The 22,947-nt window shown below is 38.0% G+C and carries 17 protein-coding genes, 1 tRNA gene and 2 rRNA genes (1 of these 20 only partly in view); 17 read left to right on the top strand and 3 right to left on the bottom strand.

Annotated elements, in window-relative coordinates; all coding sequences use genetic code 11:
• From VXM77_RS11830 to VXM77_RS11790, 9 genes are all read left to right on the top strand, one after another.
• Positions 1-1,641, top strand: a 23S ribosomal RNA gene (locus VXM77_RS11830); it begins 1,253 nt to the left of the window's first position.
• Between the two features lie 173 nt (positions 1,642-1,814).
• A 5S ribosomal RNA gene (rrf, locus tag VXM77_RS11825) occupies positions 1,815-1,923 on the top strand.
• A 10-nt stretch (positions 1,924-1,933) separates the two neighbouring features.
• Positions 1,934-2,007 (top strand) — tRNA-Gly (locus tag VXM77_RS11820).
• Positions 2,008-2,192: 185 nt separating this feature from the next.
• A complete protein-coding gene (locus VXM77_RS11815; RefSeq protein ID WP_338506459.1) occupies positions 2,193-3,503 on the top strand; it encodes an alpha-amylase family glycosyl hydrolase in 1,311 nt (436 codons plus the stop codon).
• A gap of 334 nt (positions 3,504-3,837) precedes the next feature.
• On the top strand, positions 3,838-4,374 hold the full coding sequence (gene thpR, locus VXM77_RS11810) for an RNA 2',3'-cyclic phosphodiesterase (protein WP_262950127.1): 537 nt from the start codon (positions 3,838-3,840) through the stop codon (positions 4,372-4,374).
• Between the two features lie 3 nt (positions 4,375-4,377).
• On the top strand, positions 4,378-5,091 hold the full coding sequence (locus tag VXM77_RS11805) for a hypothetical protein (RefSeq protein ID WP_161832620.1): 714 nt from the start codon (positions 4,378-4,380) through the stop codon (positions 5,089-5,091).
• A gap of 262 nt (positions 5,092-5,353) precedes the next feature.
• Positions 5,354-7,588, top strand: a complete 2,235-nt coding sequence (locus tag VXM77_RS11800; RefSeq protein WP_262950126.1) for an EAL domain-containing protein — start codon at positions 5,354-5,356, stop codon at positions 7,586-7,588.
• A 79-nt stretch (positions 7,589-7,667) separates the two neighbouring features.
• A complete protein-coding gene (locus VXM77_RS11795) occupies positions 7,668-7,991 on the top strand; it encodes a hypothetical protein (RefSeq protein WP_161832622.1) in 324 nt (107 codons plus the stop codon).
• A gap of 80 nt (positions 7,992-8,071) precedes the next feature.
• Positions 8,072-8,608, top strand: coding sequence for an RNA polymerase sigma factor (locus VXM77_RS11790; protein WP_262950125.1), 537 nt, complete (start codon positions 8,072-8,074; stop codon positions 8,606-8,608).
• 65 nt (positions 8,609-8,673) lie between these two features.
• On the opposite strand, the gene hflX is transcribed toward VXM77_RS11790, so the two are convergent.
• Entirely contained in the window at positions 8,674-9,939 is a 1,266-nt protein-coding gene (gene hflX / locus VXM77_RS11785) for a GTPase HflX (protein WP_161832624.1), read from the bottom strand.
• A 462-nt stretch (positions 9,940-10,401) separates the two neighbouring features.
• Between hflX and radA the strand changes: the two genes are divergently transcribed.
• The 3 genes from radA to VXM77_RS11770 all read left to right on the top strand — a co-directional run bounded on the left by radA (position 10,402) and on the right by VXM77_RS11770 (position 13,542).
• On the top strand, positions 10,402-11,790 hold the full coding sequence (radA, locus tag VXM77_RS11780; protein ID WP_262950124.1) for a DNA repair protein RadA: 1,389 nt from the start codon (positions 10,402-10,404) through the stop codon (positions 11,788-11,790).
• Positions 11,791-12,128: 338 nt separating this feature from the next.
• Positions 12,129-13,103: a DUF3221 domain-containing protein gene (locus VXM77_RS11775; protein ID WP_262950122.1), complete on the top strand. Its 975-nt coding sequence runs from the start codon at positions 12,129-12,131 to the stop codon at positions 13,101-13,103.
• Positions 13,104-13,230: 127 nt separating this feature from the next.
• Entirely contained in the window at positions 13,231-13,542 is a 312-nt protein-coding gene (locus VXM77_RS11770) for a hypothetical protein (protein WP_338506447.1), read from the top strand.
• Between the two features lie 485 nt (positions 13,543-14,027).
• On the opposite strand, the gene VXM77_RS11765 is transcribed toward VXM77_RS11770, so the two are convergent.
• Entirely contained in the window at positions 14,028-15,248 is a 1,221-nt protein-coding gene (locus VXM77_RS11765) for a cation:proton antiporter (protein ID WP_161832628.1), read from the bottom strand.
• A 351-nt stretch (positions 15,249-15,599) separates the two neighbouring features.
• Here VXM77_RS11765 and VXM77_RS11760 point away from each other — a divergent pair, with 351 nt between their 5' ends.
• From VXM77_RS11760 to VXM77_RS11740, 5 genes are all read left to right on the top strand, one after another.
• Positions 15,600-17,171 carry an FUSC family protein gene (locus VXM77_RS11760; protein ID WP_262950120.1) on the top strand — a complete coding sequence of 524 codons (1,572 nt, stop codon included), beginning with the start codon at positions 15,600-15,602 and terminating at the stop codon, positions 17,169-17,171.
• 325 nt (positions 17,172-17,496) lie between these two features.
• Entirely contained in the window at positions 17,497-18,507 is a 1,011-nt protein-coding gene (gene glpX / locus VXM77_RS11755) for a class II fructose-bisphosphatase (protein WP_161832630.1), read from the top strand.
• 70 nt (positions 18,508-18,577) lie between these two features.
• Positions 18,578-19,258, top strand: a complete 681-nt coding sequence (gene ispD, locus VXM77_RS11750) for a 2-C-methyl-D-erythritol 4-phosphate cytidylyltransferase (protein WP_161832631.1) — start codon at positions 18,578-18,580, stop codon at positions 19,256-19,258.
• A gap of 428 nt (positions 19,259-19,686) precedes the next feature.
• The gene (locus VXM77_RS11745; protein WP_338506440.1) at positions 19,687-20,091 is read left to right on the top strand and encodes a hypothetical protein; all 405 of its coding nucleotides are present in this window, start codon (positions 19,687-19,689) and stop codon (positions 20,089-20,091) included.
• A 73-nt stretch (positions 20,092-20,164) separates the two neighbouring features.
• Positions 20,165-20,992 carry a hypothetical protein gene (locus VXM77_RS11740; protein WP_338506437.1) on the top strand — a complete coding sequence of 276 codons (828 nt, stop codon included), beginning with the start codon at positions 20,165-20,167 and terminating at the stop codon, positions 20,990-20,992.
• A 649-nt stretch (positions 20,993-21,641) separates the two neighbouring features.
• Here the strand turns inward: VXM77_RS11740 and VXM77_RS11735 are convergent.
• Complete coding sequence (locus VXM77_RS11735; protein ID WP_161832744.1) at positions 21,642-22,832, bottom strand: transposase; 1,191 nt, start codon at positions 22,830-22,832, stop codon at positions 21,642-21,644.
• Positions 22,833-22,947: the final 115 nt, after the last annotated feature.

Genomic DNA, 22,947 nt, shown 5'->3' with positions numbered 1-22,947 from the left:
GGAGCTGTGGAGCGGTTAGAAGTGAGAATGCCGGTGTGAGTAGCGAAAGATAGGTGAGAATCCTATCCATCGAAAGCCTAAGGTTTCCAGGGGAAGGCTCGTCCGCCCTGGGTAAGTCGGGACCTAAGGTGAGGCCGAAAGGCGTAGCCGATGGACAACAGGTAGAGATTCCTGTACCACTTAATAAACTGAAGGAGTGACGGAGAAGGCTAAGTTGAGCGTGTGAATGGATTCACGTGTAAGCAGTGAGGTGGTCATGTAGGCAAATCCGCATGGCGAAACATTGAGCTGTGATGCCGAAAGCCCGAAAGGGTGAAGTCAGCTGATGTCACGCTTCCAAGAAAAGCTTCTAGGGATAATTTATTAGGTGCCCGTACCGATAACCGACACAGGTAGGCGAGGAGAGAATCCTAAGATGAGCGAGAGAACTCTTGTTAAGGAACTCGGCAAAATGACCCCGTAACTTCGGGAGAAGGGGTGCTTGTGAAAGCAAGCCGCAGTGAAAAGGCCCAGGCGACTGTTTATCAAAAACACAGGTCTCTGCTAAACCGCAAGGTGATGTATAGGGGCTGACGCCTGCCCGGTGCTGGAAGGTTAAGAGGAGAGGTTAGCGCAAGCGAAGCTTTGAATTGAAGCCCCAGTAAACGGCGGCCGTAACTATAACGGTCCTAAGGTAGCGAAATTCCTTGTCGGGTAAGTTCCGACCCGCACGAAAGGCGTAACGATCTGGGCGCTGTCTCAACAAGAGACTCGGTGAAATCATAGTACCTGTGAAGATGCAGGTTACCCGCGACAGGACGGAAAGACCCCGTGGAGCTTTACTGTAGCTTGATATTGAGCACTGGTGACACATGTACAGGATAGGTAGGAGACGAAGAGACCAGGACGCCAGTCTTGGAGGAGTCGCTGTTGGGATACTACCCTTGTGTTACTGGGGTTCTAACCCGTGGCCATGAGCTGGTCAGGGGACAGTGTCAGGTGGGCAGTTTGACTGGGGCGGTCGCCTCCCAAAGAGTAACGGAGGCGCCCAAAGGTTCCCTCAGAATGGTTGGAAATCATTCGAAGAGTGTAAAGGCAGAAGGGAGCTTGACTGCGAGACCAACAAGTCGAGCAGGGACGAAAGTCGGGCTTAGTGATCCGGCGGTACCGAATGGAAGGGCCGTCGCTCAACGGATAAAAGCTACCCCGGGGATAACAGGCTGATCTCCCCCAAGAGTTCACATCGACGGGGAGGTTTGGCACCTCGATGTCGGCTCATCGCATCCTGGGGCTGTAGTCGGTCCCAAGGGTTGGGCTGTTCGCCCATTAAAGCGGTACGCGAGCTGGGTTCAGAACGTCGTGAGACAGTTCGGTCCCTATCCGTCGTGGGCGTAGGAAATTTGAGAGGAGCTGTCCTTAGTACGAGAGGACCGGGATGGACACACCGCTGGTGTACCAGTTGTTCTGCCAGGAGCATAGCTGGGTAGCTACGTGTGGAAGGGATAAACGCTGAAAGCATCTAAGCGTGAAGCCCCCCTCAAGATGAGATTTCCCATTCGAAAGAAGTAAGATCCCTTGAAGACGACGAGGTAGATAGGTCAGGAGTGGAAGTTTGGTGACAGATGAAGCGGACTGATACTAATCGATCGAGGACTTAACTAAATAGGAAAGGCAAAAACGAGCGATTATCACAGGCAGAAAGTGAAAAGAACTGAGGAATCACGAAGGTGATGAACAGTTATTGAACTTTACCACTGTGATGCGAGAGTTGCCGGACAAGAAGAAGTAAGCAGAAGATATCTAGTTTTGTGAGATTGATAAGATCTGACAGAAGGTCTAGTGATAAGGGCAAGGAGGGCACACCTGTTCCCATACCGAACACAGAAGTTAAGCTCCTTAGCGCCGAGGGTAGTACGCAAGTGCGAGAGTAGGACGTCGCTAGGCCGAAAAAAATGCGGGTGTAGTTTAATGGTAGAACTTCAGCCTTCCAAGCTGACTGTGAGAGTTCGATTCTCTTCACCCGCTCCAAATAGCCAATCAACATCCTTCGGGATGTTTTTTTTTATTTATCAGGGATACCGATATCGAAAGGAGAGACGATTATTTTCTCTTAAAGTAATTCCGTCTTTTTTTAGGGTAAGGAAGTGTTTTTACAAGTTATGACAGGACGGATGGGTATATTAGAATTACCTAATACTAAAGGGGGAAAATAAATGGCTACGTGTACAGATTCATCTTTAAAGCAATCTATTATTTATCAGGTGTATAATCGAAATCATAATGAGAGTGGAACATTTCGTGAGTTAATTGAGGATTTACCACGTATAAAATCTTTAGGTGTGGATATTGTTTATTTATTACCTATTCATCCAATAGGAAAGAAGGATAAGAAGGGAACATTAGGATGTCCTTATTCTATTTCAGACTATCGTGCGGTTAATCCAGAGTACGGAACGTTAGAGGATTTTGTGGCTTTAATTGAGGCTGTACATGAATGGGATATGAAGATCATGATTGATGTGGTGTATAATCATACCTCACGCGACTCTTATTTATTACAGCATCATCCTGAATGGTTTTATAAAAATGCCGAAGGAGAATTTGCTAATCGTGTTGGGGATTGGTCGGATATTACGGACTTTGACTATAGTCAACATGAATCTCTTTGGGAGGAACTTATTGATTGTTTAACCTACTGGGCTAAATTAGGTGTGGATGGTTATCGATGTGATGTCGCGTCATTTGTTCCTGTAGAGTTTTGGTTAAGAGCCCGTCGTGAAGTTTCAAAAATTAATCCTCATTTTATATGGCTAGCAGAAACTGTGGATAAAGATTTTATTAGAACAATTCGTTCACTCGGTTTTTCTGTACATAGTGATTGTGAAATGTATCAGGCCTTTGATATTTGTTATGACTACGATGTTTATGAGGCATTTAAATCTTATTTACTTGGAAAATCGTCTTTAGATTTATATATAAGACGACTTCAAGATCAGGAGGTTATTTACCCGGGGAATTATATTAAATTACGTTGTTTGGAAAATCATGACCAACGTCGGATTGCTTCTTTAGTTAAGACGGTTGAACAGTTAATCATGTGGACAACTTTTGTTTATTTGCAGAAGGGAACAACGATGATTTATGCAGGACAAGAGGCTGCGTGTAAGCATACACCAAGTTTATTTGATGTGGATAAGGTGGATTGGTCATCATATAATAAAGATGGTATTGCCGATTTGATGGCGAAGTTAGCACGCCTCAAGAAAGATGATGTGATGCGAGATGGGGTTTATACGATCATGTCAGGTAATATTTCAGATTCTGTTATTTTGAAGTATGAAACCGAGTTAAAAACTCGAGTGGCTATTTTTAACTTTGGACTTAAAGACGGTGAACTTTCTGTCGATATTCCGGATGGCATTTACGAGAATTTAGTGGGGCATTCATCAATTGTTGTGCGTAATGGATATCTTCATTTAGAGGGAGAACCAATTTTAATAGATGTGGATAACTTTAAGTTATAATTATCAATTCCTTAGATATCCTTGTAATAGGTGATAGGATGTATAGCAGGGAAGTAATGGGTCTATCCTGTCGTTACTAGGGTGTGAATTATCATGATCTTGTTAGATTATTTAAGTTATCCACAATGTTTTTTAGGGGGCACTGGCGAGTAGAGTCAGGCCCCCTTTTTTATTTTTTTTATAGATTTGTAAATTGGTTGTAAAACTGACAAATAGTTTCAGTTATTTAGTGTATCCTAATAATACAGGAAAATTAGTGAGGCTAATTTATGCTGCGTGTTATAGTGTAGTTGTGTATGGTTTGAGGACTAAATAAATAGATGGGTGACAGTTCATGAGAAGATTATTTATTGGTGTAGGATTTTCATCGGAATTGAGGGGATATTTTCAAGATGCTGCTCTTATGGTTGAGAAGTATTGTGAGACGGCTAAGTATACGAGAAGAGAAAACTTTCATTTAACACTTAAATTTTTAGGAATGATGGATGAGTCAACGATTAATACCTTGATTGATGTCATTAATCACATTGAAGTTAATCAGCTGACGTTATATTTTGACCATATTGGCTTTTTTAAGAAGAAAAATCGGTATGTGATTTATATGGGATTACATCCAAATGAGGCTTTAACTCAGGTTGCAATTGATTTGCACGACGCCTTGGTTGAAAAGGGGTTAACTTCTGCTGAGGAGTTTATCTATACTCCGCATATCACGCTTTGTCGTCAGGCGAAGTTACTCGTTCCATCTGTTGATTTATCACGGGGAATAGAAATTTCTAAAGAAACAATGGTTAATAATATTACATTATATGAAAGTACGAATATTGACGGTGTGTTAACGTATCGGCCGATTTATATTCGGGAGGTGTAAACAGTGGCAGAACAAGAAGGATATTTAGAGTTTATTGAGTCATTTAATCATATCCATAAATATTTAAAAAAGTATACGAACTCGGATGATAATGTCCCATTTAGTGATTTAATCTATAAAGCAAAGGGTCACCCTATGATCAATCTTTACTTAGATGAACTACATCTATTTCGAAAGTTAAGAAATATTATTGTTCATCAAACCGATAATTTTGAACAACTCGTGGCAACACCTAGTGATGAGGCTGTGGAGCGAATCAAATTTATTGAGCAACGACTCGTTGATCCATCCACAGTCGGGGTATTTCAGGCAGAGGTTATTAAATTTGATATGAAGGATTCTATTCAAGAGGTATTAAAGATTTCGGGGGAAAAAGAGATTTTGAAGCTTCCTTTGTATGATGGTAACCAGTTTAGTGGGTTAGTGACTTCAAGGGCGATCGCTAAATGGTTACAAAAACATATTCAAAATAATAATATTGAGTTATCTGGGACAGTCGGCGAATTACTTGATTTTGAAAAAAAATCTCAGTATGAGTTTATTCCGACATCTATGACCATTTATGAAGCCTGGCGATTATATCAAACATCGCCTAAAAAATTGGATGCTCTGTTATTAACGGAAAATGGGACGGTAGAGGAAGAGATTAAGGCTGTGATTACATACGATGACTTATTAAGATATATTTATACGCATGATCAATATGTATTTAATTAAATTTTTTACAGAAAGAGTCATGATATTGGATGAATAGGCATAGGATAGGATGTCTAGTCTATCTGACGAAGAGGTCTGATGATCTTTTCAGTGTGGATGATACTAAAAGGGAATGTTTAAAAAGAACAGGTGAAAATGTATTTAATTTTAAAGCTTTGGTGATTCGTGAGAATCTGGCAAATTATCTTATTTATTTTTGTAAGTGGCATTAGTATAATTAGATTAAGGATGAAAACGGTTAACAAAGAATGGAGAGATATACATGGGGGAGAGGGTAACACGGGAATCACTGTTAAAGTTTTTTGTTGATTCATGCTGCCTATTGGAGGATTACGATAAAATTGGAAGGATTTTAGATGAGGAATTGGTCAAGGGTAACGCTCGACTTGAAGAGGTGGTAAAAGATTACCGCGAATATCAAAATGTAGAATGTTTAATCCCAATATTAATTAGACTATCGCGTTATTATGCGTGTCAAAAAGCGAATAATTTAGCTGTCATGTACTTAATTGAGTGTCAGTGTATTTTAGAAAATTTAGAAAAGAATCATATTTTAAAAGGATATATCTATGCGGAGTTAGGTTATATTTATGAAACAAAAGGGATGTTTAAAGAGGCGGAATTTTATTATGAGCTTGCGGCTTCTTTCGGAAAGGATCATAACTTGTTAATACTGATGTCTTATTCATTAGAGCGTTTAATTCGCGTTCTTATGACTCTGGTTCAGTATAAAAAGCTAGAGCGTATTGATAAGTTAGATAAAAAATATTCGTTGCAAAATGTCCCGATTTATTTAAGAAAGCAACTCCGATGGTTAAAGCTCTATGCTACTCAAGATTTTGAAGAAATCGTCAAAATTTATGGAGAAGAATATCGCTCTGAAGATGGTTTTATGCAAGAGGTTATAGGGGCCTATGCATTAGCACAATTGAATCGTGTTGAGGAGATTGAGTGGGATCTTCAATTACTAGATATTAGTGTTTCATTGCCATTGAATGTCTATCGTTTAATGTATCATCTGACCTATCATTTAGTGCACGATAAAGATGAAGAGTTAGAGCGATATATGAATAATATGATGCGTAAGTTAAAAGATAAGAATCAACATGGTTGGTTAGCTTTTGTTTGTCATTTATTTGTTCAGTCGGCTCGTATTCAAAAGAATGAGTGGATGATGAGTAAGTTAAAGGTGGGATTAAGCGAGGTTAACCAGCAGATTCATTATGAGGAACAACGTTCTAGACCTCGAATTCAAGGCTTATATAATAGTTATCGGAATTATTATAAAGGGATTCAGTTGATGCCGAATAAGGGAAAATTCCGTGTGGTGAGTTGGAATCGATTACCGATGTTATATCAGTATGACTATACCCCAAAAACACTACTAGGTTATTTTAAATTTGACGCGTGTTTTTATAATGATTTTAAACCTTCGTTATTAAAGTCAGTGATTGATGTTATTCAAGAGGAGTTTGTGGGAGAAGGAATTACTTTTTCCGTAGAGAAGGAAGGGTTATGGTTTTATTTTGAAGTTTCTTGTGGAGAAGTGAAGCTAAAACGTAAAATAAATCGATTTGTAGAATACTGTTATGAAAAGTTAGGACAACCGTATTTCGTAACTTTTTGTATTCCACGCTTAACGACAGCATCTTTTGAGGAGACGTCTAATCAGGTTAAGAGGCATTTTTGTCAAATGGTGTTGAACTCGAATCCCAAGTTACCGTATCAGATGAATTATTGCCAGGGGAAACCGATTGCTTATAACTTATTGGATCAAGTGCATCAAGCGATTGAGATGGCTGATTACCGAGGAGAAATTAATATTGAGTATGCGCCTCTTTATCATCGCGAGAGTAATGAGTTGTTTGGAATTGAATGCTCTACGGTGCTAGATGAAAATCGCATTTTATCGCAACTTCCAATTGAGGATGCGACTATTGGGCGCGAGTTATTAAATATTGAACGGGAAATGTACTTATTTGAAGTCGGTTGCGATTATTTGAAAAGACATGAAGAGGAGCATGGGGTTAAGTTATCTCTATTTATTAAATTTTCGAGACAAGCTTTATTGCATAAATGGATGCCTTCTCGAGTTATTTCTTATTTAAAGGAACATAAAATTGACCCTAATCAGGTCATTATTAGTGTTAATGAGGATATTTTATTTGAACAAAATGACCTTATTCAAAAGGCAGTAAAACGATTGCGCGAATATGATGTGAATATTGCATTGGATGAGTATGGTGCCGGGGCATTAACGGGATCGATTCGTAACTTAAGTATTGATTATTTAAGGATAAGTTCTTGTTTTATTCAATATTTAAAGTCTTCTAAAAATTATTTGAGTATGATGAACTCATTAATTAATGTGTGTATGAGCAAGGATGTTAAGTTATGTTGTTCGGAAATTGAGAATGAATCAAGCTTACATTTAATGAGTGATTTTGGAATCGATGTGGTAAGTGGAAGTTATTATCAAGGAAAATTAGTTGTTTAATTGTAAGAAATAGGTCATAATAGAGATGATAGAGGAATGAGGCATTAGGATAATCTTTATTATGAAGAGGTGAAATTCGATGAAGCAGGATATGGATTTAGGATTTGATGCTTTTTTAGAACCAGATTCGGAATTTATTGATGAAGTATGTCGTTGCTTAGAGGATCAGGGTATTCATTTAACAAATGATTTATTAGTTCAAATTATTTCGATGTATGAAGAGCATAAGTTTAAATTTTTTAAAGATATGTTAGACCAGCTAGTGGGACAAGACATTAGTGCCCTTTCAAACGATGGAGGGCCGGCTGTTGTTCAGGTGGTTATGGATGGTAAAAGGATGGGGAAATCAAAAGATAAAGACGAAGAGTATTTAGGTGATATTGACTCAAACTTCTTATCTTGATTATAATAGTAAAGGGTGGCCAAAGCGGTCACCTTTTTTATTCTTCCGTTGAAGATCTTCTTTCGGAAAGGGGGAGATGTGTGAAGTTGAATTCCCATGAATCACTAGAACGTTTAATTGATTTGTATAGTGGGGATGTATATAAAATCGCCTATTGCTATATGAAGGATTGGCAATTAGCGGAGGATGTCTCGCAAGAGGTCTTTTATAAGGCGATGAAAAATTATGCTAATTTTAATCATAGAAGTAGCGAGAAGACGTGGTTAATTCGGATTACGATTAATACGTGTAAGGATTTATTAAAAAATGGATGGCTAAAGAGAGTACAAACATCAGTTGTTGATGATGGGTTAATGGGGCAGGTTGAGCCACCGTTTGATATTATCCGCTGGGAAAGGGATTGTGCGATTGATGACTGTCTTCAAAAACTTTCTGATCACGATCGTGAGGTTATTCTCTTATTTTATTATGATGAATTAACGTATGAGGAAATTTCAGCCGTCTTAGGAATTCCGATGGGAACTGTACGTAGCCGTTTATCGAGGGCACGTTTAAAGTTAAAAAAGATTTTAAATGAGGAGGATGAGGGGATTTTTATCTCGTCAGCTATAAAATAGAATCCGTGGATAAGTCAAATGTTTATTTGAGATATCGAGTTATCCACAAAAAAAAGTTCACCCGTTTAAAGGAGTGAACTTTTTTTATATTGATGGAAGCGTTCAACATCTTGGTCTGAACATTCGACTGTAATAAGCGTTCCGTTATCTAAATATTCAGTTTCGAAGACGGTTGCATGGTCATTGAGATAAGAGATAATATTGCCTTTATCGTAAGGAATCAAGAAAGTTTCTTTCACGTAATGGTGAAATAGGTGTGATTTAATACTATTAATTAGGGTATCAATGTTGGTTAGATTTTTAGCAGAAATTCGAACAGCCTCTTGTGTACTAGGCGTAAATTCATTATCCACAAGATCAGCTTTATTGTAGACGTAAACCATTGGTGTTTCTTTTACTCCTAATTCATCAAGTACTTTATTGGTAATCTCGATTTGAGCCTGGAATTCCGGATGTGATAAGTCAACGACGTGAAGGAGCAAATCTGCCTCTGTCACTTCTTCAAGTGTTGATCGGAAAGCTTTTACTAATTGGTGTGGGAGTTTGCTAACAAATCCGACGGTGTCCGTTAATAAAAATTGTTTATTATCTGGAAGTTGAATTTGTCGAGTCGATGTTTCGAGTGTTGCAAAGAGCATGTTTTTTTCGAAGACACTTTTATCTGCCTCGGCGTTTGACACGTTTAGTAAGGCATTCATTGTCGTTGATTTACCAGCGTTGGTATAACCGACGAGGGCCACGACAGGGGTTGCATTTTTTTTGCGTAGTTTACGTTGGTTTTGACGGGCTAGAACGAGGGCGTCTAATTCTTTGTTTAGTTTATGAATTTGTTCTTCAATGCGACGGCGATCAAGTTCTAATTTTTTCTCCCCGGGTCCTTTTGAACCGATTCCCCCTGCTTGGCGAGATAAAGAGGCATTAAGTCCAATCAGACGAGGCATCATGTATTTAAGCTGGGCTACTTCGACTTGAAGTTGGGCTTCGCGTGTTTTGGCACGGCTAGCAAAAATATCGAGGATTAAAATGGTTCGATCAATAACCTTGCATTGAAGTTCGTGTTCAAGGTTACGGATTTGAGAGGGTGAGAGTTCGTCGTTAAAAATGACGAGGTTCGCATCGTTTTTCGCAACAAGGTGTGCGACCTCTTCAACTTTCCCTGAGCCGATATAGTGGGCAGAGTTTACCCGTTCGAGTTTCTGGGTTAGAACGTCGGCCACTTCGACTGAGCATGCTTCAGCTAAATTTTTAAGTTCTTCTACACTGTAGTCAAAGTTTTTATCGTTATTTAAATCGACTCCGACTAGGATGGCGCGTTGAATGATTTCTTCCATTTCATCACCTCAAAGTTATATTTTTCAAAGCTATTATAAGTTTACTAAATAATTGGTAAAATAGAAATAATATCGTAAATAAAAGTAAGGTTTACGAACTGAGAACAATTAGATTAGATGAGCGAGTTGACGCAAAATTTAATTGTTCTTTGTTATAAGTGTATGCGTTTGACGAAAAAAGATTTATAAAATACGTTCTTCTAGCGTTAGGCGTTTGAAGATTTTTATTTTTTATCATAATGAAAGGGTAAGGTTTTAATGAATGATTAGCGAAATTTCATGATTTATGTGATAATGGGAGAGGGATATTAGTTGGGATAAGGGGTTGATTGGGTAAAATATTTGGATAGACAATGGTCAGACGGGAACTGTCCCATGTTTAAATGGTTTGGGCAATTTGAAAAAAGTGAACTATATTTTTGGTTTAGATAGAAATGGTAACGATTTGTAAGGAGGGTCAGTATGGCAAGAGCAAAGGCGAAAACATCATTTTTTTGTCAACAGTGTGGAATGGAAAGTTTAAAGTGGGTCGGTAGATGTCCCGGTTGTGGTGAATGGAATACGATGGTGGAGGAATTGAAGCCAACGAAGGCGGAGCAACGCCGCGGATTTGTGGCAAGTGAAAGTATGGCAAAGCCTCAACGTTTACATGAGATTGAAACGAAAGAGGAGTCTCGTATTCACACGTCGATGAGCGAATTAAATCGTGTATTAGGTGGAGGAATTGTTCGAGGCTCATTAGTTCTTTGTGGTGGAGAACCGGGGATTGGAAAATCAACGCTTCTTTTACAAACGGCTCAAGATTTGGCGCATAAAGGTGTTCAAGTGTTATATGTTTCAGGAGAGGAGTCTGCGCGTCAAATTAAGTTGCGTGCCGAACGTCTAGGGGTTACAAGTGATCATCTCTACATTTATGCTGAGACCGATTTGACGTTAATTGATCGTCAAATTCAGCAGTTAAAACCGGAATTTGTTATTATTGACTCGATTCAAACGATTCATATGCCTGAGGTCACTTCAGCCCCTGGGAGTGTGTCACAAGTTCGCGAGTGTACGGCGCAGTTAATGAGGATTGCGAAGATAGGGGGGATTTCTATTTTTATTGTGGGCCATGTGACGAAAGATGGGAATATTGCGGGGCCTCGTTTACTTGAACATATGGTGGATACGGTGTTATATTTTGAAGGGGAAAGGCATCATACGTATCGTATTTTACGCGCCGTTAAAAATCGTTTTGGTTCAACGAATGAAATTGGAATTTTTGATATGAAAGAAGAGGGCCTTGATGAGGTGACGAATGCATCGGAGGTTTTCTTAGAGGATCGCACGAAGGGATTGCCAGGGACGGCTATTATGGCATCCATTGAGGGGACGCGTCCGATTCTTGTCGAGATTCAATCGTTATTAACGCCGACGTCGTTTGGGAATCCGAAGCGAATGGCATCTGGGGTTGATTATAATCGTGTCTCTTTAATTTTGGCGGTTCTTGAAAAGCGCATGGGCTTTTTCCTGCAAAATCAAGACACGTATGTAAAGGTCACAGGTGGGGTAAAAGTGGATGAACCGGCAGTGGATTTAGCGATTGTCGCAAGTATTGTATCAAGTTATAAGGATAAGATGACACCGAGCGGTGATGTTTATATGGGAGAGGTTGGATTAACGGGAGAAATCCGCCGTGTTTCACGCATTGAAGAGCGCGTGAAAGAGGCGAAAAAGTTAGGATTTACTCGTGCCATTATTCCTAAGAAAAATATGAGTGGTTGGAAGGTGCCATCAGGAATTGAGGTTGTAGGAGTGGATACGATTGCGGAAGCATTGAAGGCGATGTTTAAGGAGGATTTAAAATTTTAAATGGATAGAGGGAATGGGAAATAAATGAAAGAGACAGGTGATGAAGGCGATGGGGAGTCTTCAATCGCGATGATGAATTTAATAGCGGGTGACGGTGGGTAAAACTCACCGTCTTTTTTTGTGTAAAGAATATGTCTGGATGCTAACAAATCTTAAATTCTTAGTTATCACAAAGACGGAGGTGGCGAAATAGAGAGGGAATAGGCGAATGTTATGAGGAAAGTTTGCGGATGGAGGGGCATATGTTAGTAATAATGACGGAGTAGAAAGTTGACGTGGATTAGTTCAGAACCTATCAGATGGAGAAGCAGATGGATTTTTTGAAAGGGTGGTAAGAGATGAAGAAGGGGTTTTTTATTGTCGGGGTTGTTGCGATTGTTTTGCTCGGTAGTCTTTTTTTGAATAAGCGGGGAGATTCATTCAGTCTAGAAGGCATGGTTCTAGCGACGGGGGAATCGGAGGTTTTGATGTCTAAGCGTTCGGATTTGACGATTGAGGATTTAGAAATGGATGAAAAATCGTGGTTAGATGGGGCGTACGAGTTGGTTCGAGTGAAGAATATTTCGGGTGCCCAACCGGGAATGATGATTCGTGTTCAAGTGAAGAAAATGGAATCAAATAGTTATCCACAACAGGCGGTTGCCCATTCATATGAGGTGATTGAGCACCGTTATGTTTTAGATGAGGAGATGCGAATTGATTCATTGATTGAGTTATTTCCAACACAGGTTGGGTATTTACAGCGATTCAGTGGACAGGGTGAGTATGGTCATACACAAACATTAAGTTCCATTTCTGAATCTGGAGATACGACTGTTATCGAGTTTAAAGGAAATATGCGAGATGGATATGGTCAGAGTGAGAGTCGTTCTTTTTTATTGACGTATGAGGTGAGTGACGAGGAAGTGATTGAACACGTTCAAAATCAAGATCGTTATAGTGTGTTACGGCAGGATAATTTATTGAGTTCGATTATTCCAAATAAGGTGGTGTTAAAGGCGCCTCTTGAGGTTGGAAACCAGTGGACGGAATCGTTTGTTTATCAGAATGTGAATTATGAGGCGACAACAGAAATTGTGCGCAAGGGATTAGATGCTAATGGCCAGTTAGTGTATGAAACGTTAACAACGGTTCCTAATATCAATGAGGACTGTCAAGTGACGTATAAAGAGACGCGAAGATTTAGCGTTGGAAGCGGGATGACTGCTTTTAATAATGTTTTTTCTTTTAAGGAAAGCACGGAGTCGGGGGAAGACTCTAATCAGGCAGAGGATGTGTATTTATTTGGATATTCCTTATCATCTGATGAATAAGAAAAAAAAGGGGAGACTTCAACTGAAGTCTCCTTTTTAGCAACATCTATAACGCTTTTACAAAAACTTGACTATTTAGGGGATGGTGTAATAATAGGTAATCAAGTAACAAAAAAGGGGGATGAGAATGAAGAAAGTAGTGGGAGTAACCATAAGTCTATTTATTTTAATGGGAGTGTCAATCGGGGGCTATTCATGGTTAGTGAATAAGCAAATAAAAAATGTGGAAAGCTATCTTGTAAAAAACGGGTATGAGATGGAAGAGGTATCTTTCGAGGAGGATACATTCCATATTGTTTTAAAAGTGGAGAGCGATGAAGACGAGCTCGTGAAAAATGATCTGATGAAAACTGATTTATTGAATAATATTTCAGAAGATGCCCTTTATTTTAATCGTGGCATGATTCTTTCTTTTGCTGTTAAAGAGAATGCAAAATAGATAAGAAAACCTTCGTTCCATGCGAGCGAAGGTTTTTTTGTTTGTGTGTGGGAGATGGGGACAAAGAAGTGTCGGTTTAAAAAAGGAAATGAAACGCATCCGTTTTAACATCAGGTTCGTGTTGTAAATGATAGTGTTAATGAGGGGACAATTGTGTCTTGTCTAATTATACAAAATTAGAGTCGCCAACTTCAAGTGGATGGTGTTCAAAAACGAACGGCTTTTATTATTAATGACAAGAAGTTCATGTTCGTATCAATAGATAGAGAGTTATTAACGGGGAAGAAAGAGAGGGGAGGAATGCCACAGACGAGTGGTATGAACGCGACTAAAAAATAGTTTTCCTTTGGTGATAGTTTTACTAGGATCAGGGGGCGTTTAATTATCCATTTTATCGTTTGCACAAAAAAAGTAATCTTTCATTCAGATTACTTTTTTATGATTAAATGTTATCGCCGATTAAACGTTGTTTTTTTCATTGGTGATTAAGCCGTTGTTTTTTTATAGACAGGCACACAGTTTGTTTCCTGTTCTTTATTAGAAAATACAATTTTTAATAAAATTGGGGTAATGACGGTTGTGATAACAACCATAATAACGATAGGGCCAAAGAATATGGATCCCATGAGTCCAAGTGAGGCACCTTTACTAGCTACAATTAGAGCCACTTCTCCTCGTGAGACCATTCCTGTTCCAATTTGGATAGCCTCTGTTGTAGAGTATTTACACATCTTAGCACCCAGTGCACATCCTAGGACTTTTGTTAAAATAGCGATGATGACTAAGGCGATTGAGAACGTGATGAGGGCCGGTGTCATTTCTGGGATCACAACTTTAATCCCGATACTTGCAAAAAAGATAGGGGATAATAACATGTAAGCCGTCGTTTCAAAGCGATTCATGATGTAGTGTTTACGAGGCGCATTAGATAAAAATAAACCTGCCATAAACGCACCCGTAATGTCTGCAACACCAAAGAAATGTTCTGCACAGTAAGATAATATTAAACAGAAAACGAAAGATAGGATAACAAAACGTCGGAGATCCATTTTACTGCGTCGCATTGAAGTTTCCATAAATTTCGAAAATAAAAATCCTGCTAATCCCCCAACGATAAAGAATAGGACGATTTTTATTAAGACAACCGCAATGCTTACATTTGGGTCTGTGGCACTTGTTACAACTGTTAAGGCGATAACACCTAAAATATCATCGATGATTGCAGCACCTAAAATCGCATTTCCAGCTCGAGTGCTTAATTTTCCTAGTTCTTTTAATGTTTCTACCGTGATACTAACAGAAGTTGCCGTTAAAATAATCCCAATAAAGATATTTTGTAAGAAAGGAAGTGCGCTCGCATCAGAAATTCCCCCTTTGTTAAAGATCGATGCAAGTATAAATCCCCCTGCTAATGGAATAATCATTCCTAAAATAGCGATAATCAGAGAAGCTTTTCCTGATTTTTTTAGCTCATTAATATCCGTTTCGAGTCCAGCAGTAAACATTAACACAATGACCCCTAGTTCAGCGAGTTGGATGATGAAGTCTGTCTCGTGTAGAATATTTAGGCAAGCAGGTCCAAGTAATAAACCAGCTAATAAGGCACCCACCACTTGTGGTAATTTAATTTGTTTGGTTAAGAGTCCGAGTAATTTTGTACTCATTAAAATTAAAGCAATGTCAAATAGAAATTCATAAGATAACATTTTTACTATTCCCCCCTTAGGTTTTACATTGAGAAATTATACTACTCACACCAGGCATTTACAACCAATAAATAATAAAATTTTCCATTTAGATTCGTTTTCATTTAATAGATAGAGATAACGTATAAACAGAAACATTAGGCGTATTTGTTTTTAGTACAAATGATTAGGCGATGCAAGGTAGATAATCGCCTGTCTATACATTTTGAGTTGGTTAAAATATATGTGAGTCACTTTCTCAATCAAGCGAATTAGCCGATTAGAGGGACTTTTGGCAATCTGGATTTAATTTGACAAAATTATCATTCTTTGGTAAGGTGTTTAATATTAATTTTTTAGAGGGGTGAGAAAATGAAGCAGAAGATCATTGTAAATACATTGATGTTTATCTTTATGCTGCTGTTTATTTCTTTTTTTCAAAATGTATTCGGTGTTTCTAACAAAATGGTTGGAATTACGGTTTTAATTATCGGACTTGGTATTTGTGAGAAAGATTTAACGTATAACTTGGGCCTTTTGGTGATTCGATTATTATGTTTTCTACTTGCAATGGGGATCTTTAGTTATTTAAGTTTATTAAATCCTATTTTGGGGTTAATTCTTAATTTCGGTTTTATTTTTTATGCAACGTATGTGATGGTTGAGGGAAATAAAAAACCTTATCACTTCCCCTTTATTTTAGGGTATTTATTCTTGATCTTTCTTTCACCCTCTGCACCGACTGATTTGCCAGGTCGTTTGATTGCTTTAATAGGAGGGGCCTTTTTAATCGTTGGATTGCAATGGTTATTTAATCATAAAACGTACGATAAAGTTTTAAATTCGCGATTGGATCAAGTTCTTAACCAATTAATTCATCGTCTTGAGCGCCTGTTGGCGAAAGATTCCGGTTCATGCGAGGAAGAAGTTCATGCTTTAAAAGCGAGTATGGGACGATTTATGAAGGCGATTTATGAGCGTTTTGGAACAAATGGATCGTTTAATAAAGAAGGCGTAGAACAGGTTACTCATATGGTCGCTTATGAAAAAATGTATTATTTATTAGACGAGGTCGCTAAAGATTACGAGGCTGGATTAATCGATGATGAGACGATAGAAGACTTAATTGTGTTTATTAAAGAACATCGAGGTGGGCATCATGCTTACTCAGGTGTATCGATGTTTGATCAAGGCGCGACGTCTGTGAAAGAGTTAAAACAGGTGCTACTTGTTTTACAGACAGCGGAGCGAGACGAGTATTCACATGATCAACGTACATTATGGGAGCAGTTTCTTAAACCAATAGATCGCGAATCTTATGCATTTAAGTTTGCGATGAGATTATCGATTTTATTATCGGTATGTTTGTTTATTAGTCAATTATTCGGATTAAGTTATGGGCGTTGGTTATGTTTTACAATTGCAGCACTTGTTCAACCGGATGCTGAATCTAGTCACAAGAAAACAATTGAACGTTTAATTGGAACAGGCGTTGGAGCGACTATTTTTGTTGCTTTGATTACGATTTTTAAAGAGGAATCTCAACAAATGATTATCGTCTTACTCTCTTCTTATATCGGAATGTATATGAACCGTTATGATTTTAAAATGATTTTTATTACGATCCAGGCATTAGGAGGGGCTCTTTTAACCGCAACAGGTTCAATTGTTATTGGTAATCGCTTGTTTTATATTGTAGTAGGTGCTGTCATTGCCTATCTAGGAAATAAGTGGTTATTTCCAATTCGAAGAAAAGACATTAAGGAACATTATATTGATTTATATGAGCAACAAAAGAATCATTTAATCAAGACTCCTCAAAACAATCCCCATGAGGCCATTGTCGATGCCTATCATTACCTTGAAATGGGAAAATTAGAGGATGAAAAGTATTCGGAATGGTTAGATGTCAGTTTTGAGGCTTTAGTTCGGGCCCAATCGTAAAACGAGTCACCTCTTCCCTTGTGGGAACAGGTGATTTTTTTATACACGGATATATTATTCGGTTGATTTTATAGAGCCTGTAGTCGGGGGATGTAAAGATAATGATTCCTTTATTAGTCAAGTGTTTGAAATAAGAGGGAACTTTTTGATGATTGGCTGGTCACGTCGTTTAAAAGTGGAAATCCCTAGAGGAATCTTTCGCTAGGAGTAAGGTCAAACGATTAATGGGCAATTTTTTTATGGGGAGAATGATGAGAAAATAAAACATAGTTTAACATTTTTTGATATAATGAAAGAGGAATTTTAACTTTTAGGAGGGTTACACATGAGACGTGAGTTGGCAATTGAGTTTTCCCGTGCGACAGAGGCAGCGGCTTTAGCAGGGTATAAATGGTTAGGTCGTGGAGATAAGAATGAGGCGGATGGTGCTGCCGTTCTTGCGATGCGTCATGTATTAAATGAAATTAATATTCGTGGTGAGATTGTGATTGGTGAGGGTGAAATTGATGAGGCTCCAATGTTATATATTGGGGAGCGAGTTGGAACAGGATTTGGTGATGATGTAGATATTGCTGTTGATCCAATTGAAGGAACACGCATGACGGCGATGGGGCAGGCCAATGCGATGACAACCCTTGCCGTTGGAGAAAAGGGTTCATTTTTAAAGGCGCCAGATATGTATATGGAAAAGTTAATTGTCGGTCCAAAAGCCAAAGGTGTTATTGACCTGGACTTATCTTTAGAAGAAAATATTAAGCGTGTCGCAAAAGCAGTTAATAAACCGTTATCTGCATTTACGGTGATGACACTTGCCAAACCACGCCATGATGAACAAATTAAACAAATGCAACAGTTGGGTGTGCGTGTATTCGCAATTCCAGACGGAGATGTTGCAGCCTCTATTCTAACGTGTATGCCATTTAGTGAAGTGGATATGGTTTATGGAATTGGTGGGGCGCCAGAAGGTGTTGTATCTGCTGCTGTTATTCGCGCTTTAGATGGAGATATGCAAGGACGTTTAGTTTTACGCAAAGATGTAAAAGGTGAAACGGAAGAAAACATTCGTATGAGTGAAGATGAAGCGCGTCGTTGTAAAGAAATGGGAGTTGAACCTGGTCAAATTTTAAAATTAGAAGATATGGCTAAAAGTGATAACGTCATGTTCTCTGCAACGGGAATCACAAAAGGTGATTTATTAGATGGAATTGTATGTGAAGATGGAATGGCGACGACTGAAACATTATTAATTCGTGGGAAATCACGTACCGTTCGTCGCATTCAATCCGTGCATTATTTAGATCGTAAAGATGAACAAATTAAAGAGATTATTTTATAAAAATTGGTTATGATAAAAAAAGAGCTCCCATCAACTAAATGGGAGCTTCTTTCATAAGAGGAGTGAGTCGATGTATAGTGTCATTATTTTAGCAGCAGGAATTGGGAGTCGCATGGGACTAGGCTATAATAAAATGTTACATTCGCTAAAAGGACAACCAGTCGTTGTTCATACCATCAAAAAATTCTTAAAAGATATAAACTGTGGACAACTTATTTTAGTAGTCAATGAGTTAGAACATCAAATGATGGAACAATTATTAGATAAAGCACAGATTAACGATGATCGGATTGAATTAGTGAGTGGTGGGAGTGAACGTCAATACAGTGTTTATCATGGGCTTCAAGTTGTTCGTGAAGAGGTGGTGCTTGTGCATGACGGGGCCCGTCCGTTTGTTACCTCACAGATGATCGCGGAATGTGTGTCATTGGCGCAAGAGGAAAAGGCAGCGATTGTTGCGGTTCCCGTAAAAGACACGATGAAGCGGGTGATTGACGGAGTCGTCGTTGAAACCCCTCGTCGTGATGAAATGTATAGCGTACAAACCCCTCAAGCAGCACCGACTTCGGTCTTGAAGCAGGCTCATTTAGGGGCAAGACAACATCATTTCTTAGGAACAGACGAGGCGAGTTTAATTGAGAAATTTACAGATACGCCGGTGCACATTGTGAAGGGCTCATACACGAATATCAAATTAACAACGCCAGAAGATTTAGTATTAGCTGAGCAACTTCTTCATCTAGAAAGTTAAGGATAAAGTTATCCACAAGAAATATTTTCAGTCATGTGATAACGATAAAAGAAAAAAGATTACCTTCTCATTTTTATGTATGGATTGTGGTAAAAAAAAGCTTAGTTGATTTGTAAAGAATAGTTATTATCTAAAGTGTGGCGCGAACCTTAGGTGAAGGGTGCACTCGTGAAGTGAATGGAAGACTAGAATCTCTTTAGGGAAATAATCAAACTCATCCTAAAAAGATTGGAAACGTTGGGTAACGCTATCATCAAATGTATAAGGAATTTTTTAATAGAAAATGTAAATTTAACCTTTTGGTGTTCGTATTTCTTGCTTTTTCGACACGGGGGGGGGGAGTTACAATCAAGTTGTTTATATTTGGAGAAAAGGAGATGTAGAAATGATGGATTTTAAAAAAGGATTATTAGCATTATCTTTATTCGGTGTATTTTCAGGGGGGTAACTTATTTGCTTCAGCAAGTACACTAGATCGAATTGAACCACAAGAGCCACTTCCAGGGTTCGGACTAGATTTAGTAGAGTATGATACTGCTATTTATAATGGAGAGGCTCCACAATCAAGAGTTGCTAAATTACTCAGTAGTGGTGTTTCACGTTATGTTGACCATAGTACGGGTCAGTACTATGCTAGTGGGGCAACTCGTGTTGTTGAAAGTACAACTGGTAAAGATTTGTACCATAAAACGACTGTTACGTTAGAAAAACGAGGATGGCTTTTTACAACGACGTATGTTAGGGAATCTGAGTGGGGAACGGGAGAAGTTTGGGCAACTACTGGAAAGACTCCTAATGCAGGAAGCCCTTATGTATATTGGGATGTGCAATAAGTAATAAGTTAAATAATAAAAACACAACAAGATAAAATGATATCTTTGTTGTGTTTTTTAGGAGGAATTGAGGATGAAGGAACGGGCGAAGGTTATTATAGTTTTTGCGATAGTCAGTGTATTATCTTTTGTGAGTCTTTTTATGATGTATCAAGAAAAAAATGATTTTGAAAAACAATATTTTCAATTAGTAGATTTAGATTTTAGGGAAGAAGGACATCTCAGACAGTTGTTAAATCAAGAGGACATTTTACCACGATTGAATGCATTTAAGGAAGATTTAAGAAACAATGAGCAGTTTACTTTTATTGAATTTTTGCCTAATGTTGTAGAGTTTATTGGAGAATGGGATAAACCAGATCAACTGGTCAATGGATATGAATATGGGAAAGATTTAAAAAATCAAACCGTTCATGTGAATAATAAAGAATTATTAATTACGCCGATTAATTGTATTTCTATGGATCAGGATGCATGGGATTTATATGATTTATCGTTAAGCGAGGGGAGTGAATTTACAGAGACGGATTATAGTTTAACTGAAAAAAAAATGCCCTTAATTTTAGGAAGTGAGTTTAAAGAATATTATGACATAGGTGACGAAATTCCTTTATTATATTTTTATGAGGAATGGACAGGGGTTGTCCAAGGATTTTTAGAAGATGATGAAGTCATCAAGCAGGACTGGACTGAATATTCTTTAGATACTAGAATTTTAGTTCCTTCTTTTAAGGAAGTGAGTGATAAAATAGGTGAAGAGTTACAAAAAAGGATAACTTATGCTCAATTAGATGCGTATGTTTTATTAGAGGATAAATCTGAATATTCAAAGGTAAATAGGGAAATAAAGAAATTATCACAAAAGTATAACTTACCGTATGGGTTATTGAGAGGCTATTAAATTTTTCAGTCAAGTCGTTGTGATGGTTTAGCGTGATAAGAAACGTTCTAGGAGCAAATTAAAAGGGAGGTTACCGATCATACGTTCGGCGACCTCCCTTTTAATTAGGTGGAGTTGGTGTATTCAATCATTGAAAAAGGGTGAGTCCTATTTTAGATAGGAAGACATGACCTCAGTTGTTGATTCGAAAACTAAAAAAACGTTCATGGGGGAATGAACGTTTTTTTAAATATATAAAAGTTTTGGGAGAGTAATATGTGAAAAAATTTTAGGGGGGGATGTAAGTTTATCACTTACATATTTGTTATGGTAAAATAAGTAAAAGTTATTCATTAAAATGAATAGATTTATAAATTTTTTTGATTTCTATCTTTGGTGGCCTGTTTCAGGGCGAATTTAAACGTTAGGGCTGAATGGTTGATGAAATTATCGCCCTTTTTTAGAAGAGGATTACGGAAGGTAAGCAAGCCATGTGAAAATCTATTTTACTTGGGAATAGAGTTTGTTTCACCGTATGAGAAGAGGGAGAAAAGGGTACGATATTTAGAGGTAGCGATAAATTTTAAGTGAGTGTACGGTTTTTTAACCTCATTACTATTAATGTGCAATTTTTAAGAAAAATTTTCCAAGGAATGAAAATACACTTACCCTATGCAATTTTCAACTCTTCAAAAATGGTTTTTAATTCCACACCTTTTTGAGCTTTATGATAAATTAATTTCACTAATTCTTGTTTTTGCTTTCGTTGACACTGGCGTAAACTGTCACCCAAACAACGATTATTTAACGTTATTCGTTTTAAATAAAGGTAAACGAATTGAATCATTAACATCAATCGTTTAATCCCTTGTAAAGTTCGAATTTGATAGTTCCCCATTCCGAAATTTTGCTTCACTTCTCGGAAGAAAATTTCAATAGGCCAACGTTTAGTATAGTGTTTAAGTAGTTGTTTGGCAGACATTTTCAAATCATGACTCATAAAACAACGTAAAGCTTTTTCTTCCAAAGGAGCCGTTTGGGGCCAACTTAAAATGATTTGGACGACATGTCCCCCTCTTATTCGTCCCTTATATAGATATGTATAATAACGCTCAGATCCGACGGTCACTAAGTCGAGATCATGAAGGGATAATGTTTTCGCAAATTGTTTCAGTTGAATTCCGTTGGGACGGTAACCTTTAGGAAGAATGATTCGATTCGTTTTAATCGCTCCTAAATAATGAAACCCGACTTGCTTAGCCGTTTGAAGGAGAGCTTCACACGTATACCAACTATCCGCTAAGACATAGCCTTTATAGGGAGGTTTGGGTAATTCCATCAGAGCTCTTCGAACGAGTTCGATTTTACTCTGTTTCTCTTTTTCATAGGGAATGATTTGATAAGGAAGAATTAAATCCTCACATTGAAGCATCAAGGCGACAAATTGATGACCATAAACGTGTTGATGATGAAGATGAGAAAAGTGCCAGCTACATCCTTGAATAGGATGTGTTGCCCGTGACGAAGGTTTAGTTTTAACACAAGTCGTATCATCAACCATCACGTAAATAGGTTGTTGAGTTTGATAAGAACGCTGATAGATACAGGATAAAACATAGGTTTGAATCTGGTGACTGATCGCCTCCTCATCCCAAGGACTATCCGTTAAAAATCGTCCAAAACTTGTCCGATGACAGTGTTTAACGGCAGAGATTTTCCCCTGATAATTTTCCTGAATCATCAAGTTTAGAAACTGGTTAACATGATTAAACTGAGGTTTAGATAAGAATAAATCTAAATCAAGTTGTTTTAAAAATTTGAAAATTGAATTTGAATCTGATATAATACTATCCATGAACATTAACTTAATTCCCCCTCGTTAATTGGTTGTAGGAGACTTAATTATACAGGGATTTAAGTTAATGTTTTTTCTTTTTTTACTGGTATTTTATAGCTGGAAATTAATTGGAAGTAGT

Origin of the sequence: Turicibacter sp. KK003 (genome assembly GCF_037014675.1) — a bacterium.
In the GTDB taxonomy this organism is placed as follows: Bacteria; Bacillota_I; Bacilli_A; order MOL361; family Turicibacteraceae; genus Turicibacter; species Turicibacter faecis.
This window is presented reverse-complemented; position numbering and strand designations above follow the sequence as displayed.

What these genes read in the sequence shown, in the direction of transcription:
- VXM77_RS11815 (WP_338506459.1), top strand. Translation starts at nt 2,193, where the DNA reads ATGGCTACGTGTACAGATTCATCTTTAAAGCAATCTATTATTTATCAG.
- thpR (WP_262950127.1), top strand. Translation starts at nt 3,838, where the DNA reads ATGAGAAGATTATTTATTGGTGTAGGATTTTCATCGGAATTGAGGGGA.
- VXM77_RS11800 (WP_262950126.1), top strand. Translation starts at nt 5,354, where the DNA reads ATGGGGGAGAGGGTAACACGGGAATCACTGTTAAAGTTTTTTGTTGAT.
- VXM77_RS11795 (WP_161832622.1), top strand. Translation starts at nt 7,668, where the DNA reads ATGAAGCAGGATATGGATTTAGGATTTGATGCTTTTTTAGAACCAGAT.
- hflX (WP_161832624.1), bottom strand. Translation starts at nt 9,939, where the DNA reads ATGGAAGAAATCATTCAACGCGCCATCCTAGTCGGAGTCGATTTAAAT.
- radA (WP_262950124.1), top strand. Translation starts at nt 10,402, where the DNA reads ATGGCAAGAGCAAAGGCGAAAACATCATTTTTTTGTCAACAGTGTGGA.
- VXM77_RS11775 (WP_262950122.1), top strand. Translation starts at nt 12,129, where the DNA reads ATGAAGAAGGGGTTTTTTATTGTCGGGGTTGTTGCGATTGTTTTGCTC.
- VXM77_RS11770 (WP_338506447.1), top strand. Translation starts at nt 13,231, where the DNA reads ATGAAGAAAGTAGTGGGAGTAACCATAAGTCTATTTATTTTAATGGGA.
- VXM77_RS11765 (WP_161832628.1), bottom strand. Translation starts at nt 15,248, where the DNA reads ATGTTATCTTATGAATTTCTATTTGACATTGCTTTAATTTTAATGAGT.
- VXM77_RS11760 (WP_262950120.1), top strand. Translation starts at nt 15,600, where the DNA reads ATGAAGCAGAAGATCATTGTAAATACATTGATGTTTATCTTTATGCTG.
- glpX (WP_161832630.1), top strand. Translation starts at nt 17,497, where the DNA reads ATGAGACGTGAGTTGGCAATTGAGTTTTCCCGTGCGACAGAGGCAGCG.
- ispD (WP_161832631.1), top strand. Translation starts at nt 18,578, where the DNA reads ATGTATAGTGTCATTATTTTAGCAGCAGGAATTGGGAGTCGCATGGGA.
- VXM77_RS11740 (WP_338506437.1), top strand. Translation starts at nt 20,165, where the DNA reads ATGAAGGAACGGGCGAAGGTTATTATAGTTTTTGCGATAGTCAGTGTA.
- VXM77_RS11735 (WP_161832744.1), bottom strand. Translation starts at nt 22,832, where the DNA reads ATGTTCATGGATAGTATTATATCAGATTCAAATTCAATTTTCAAATTT.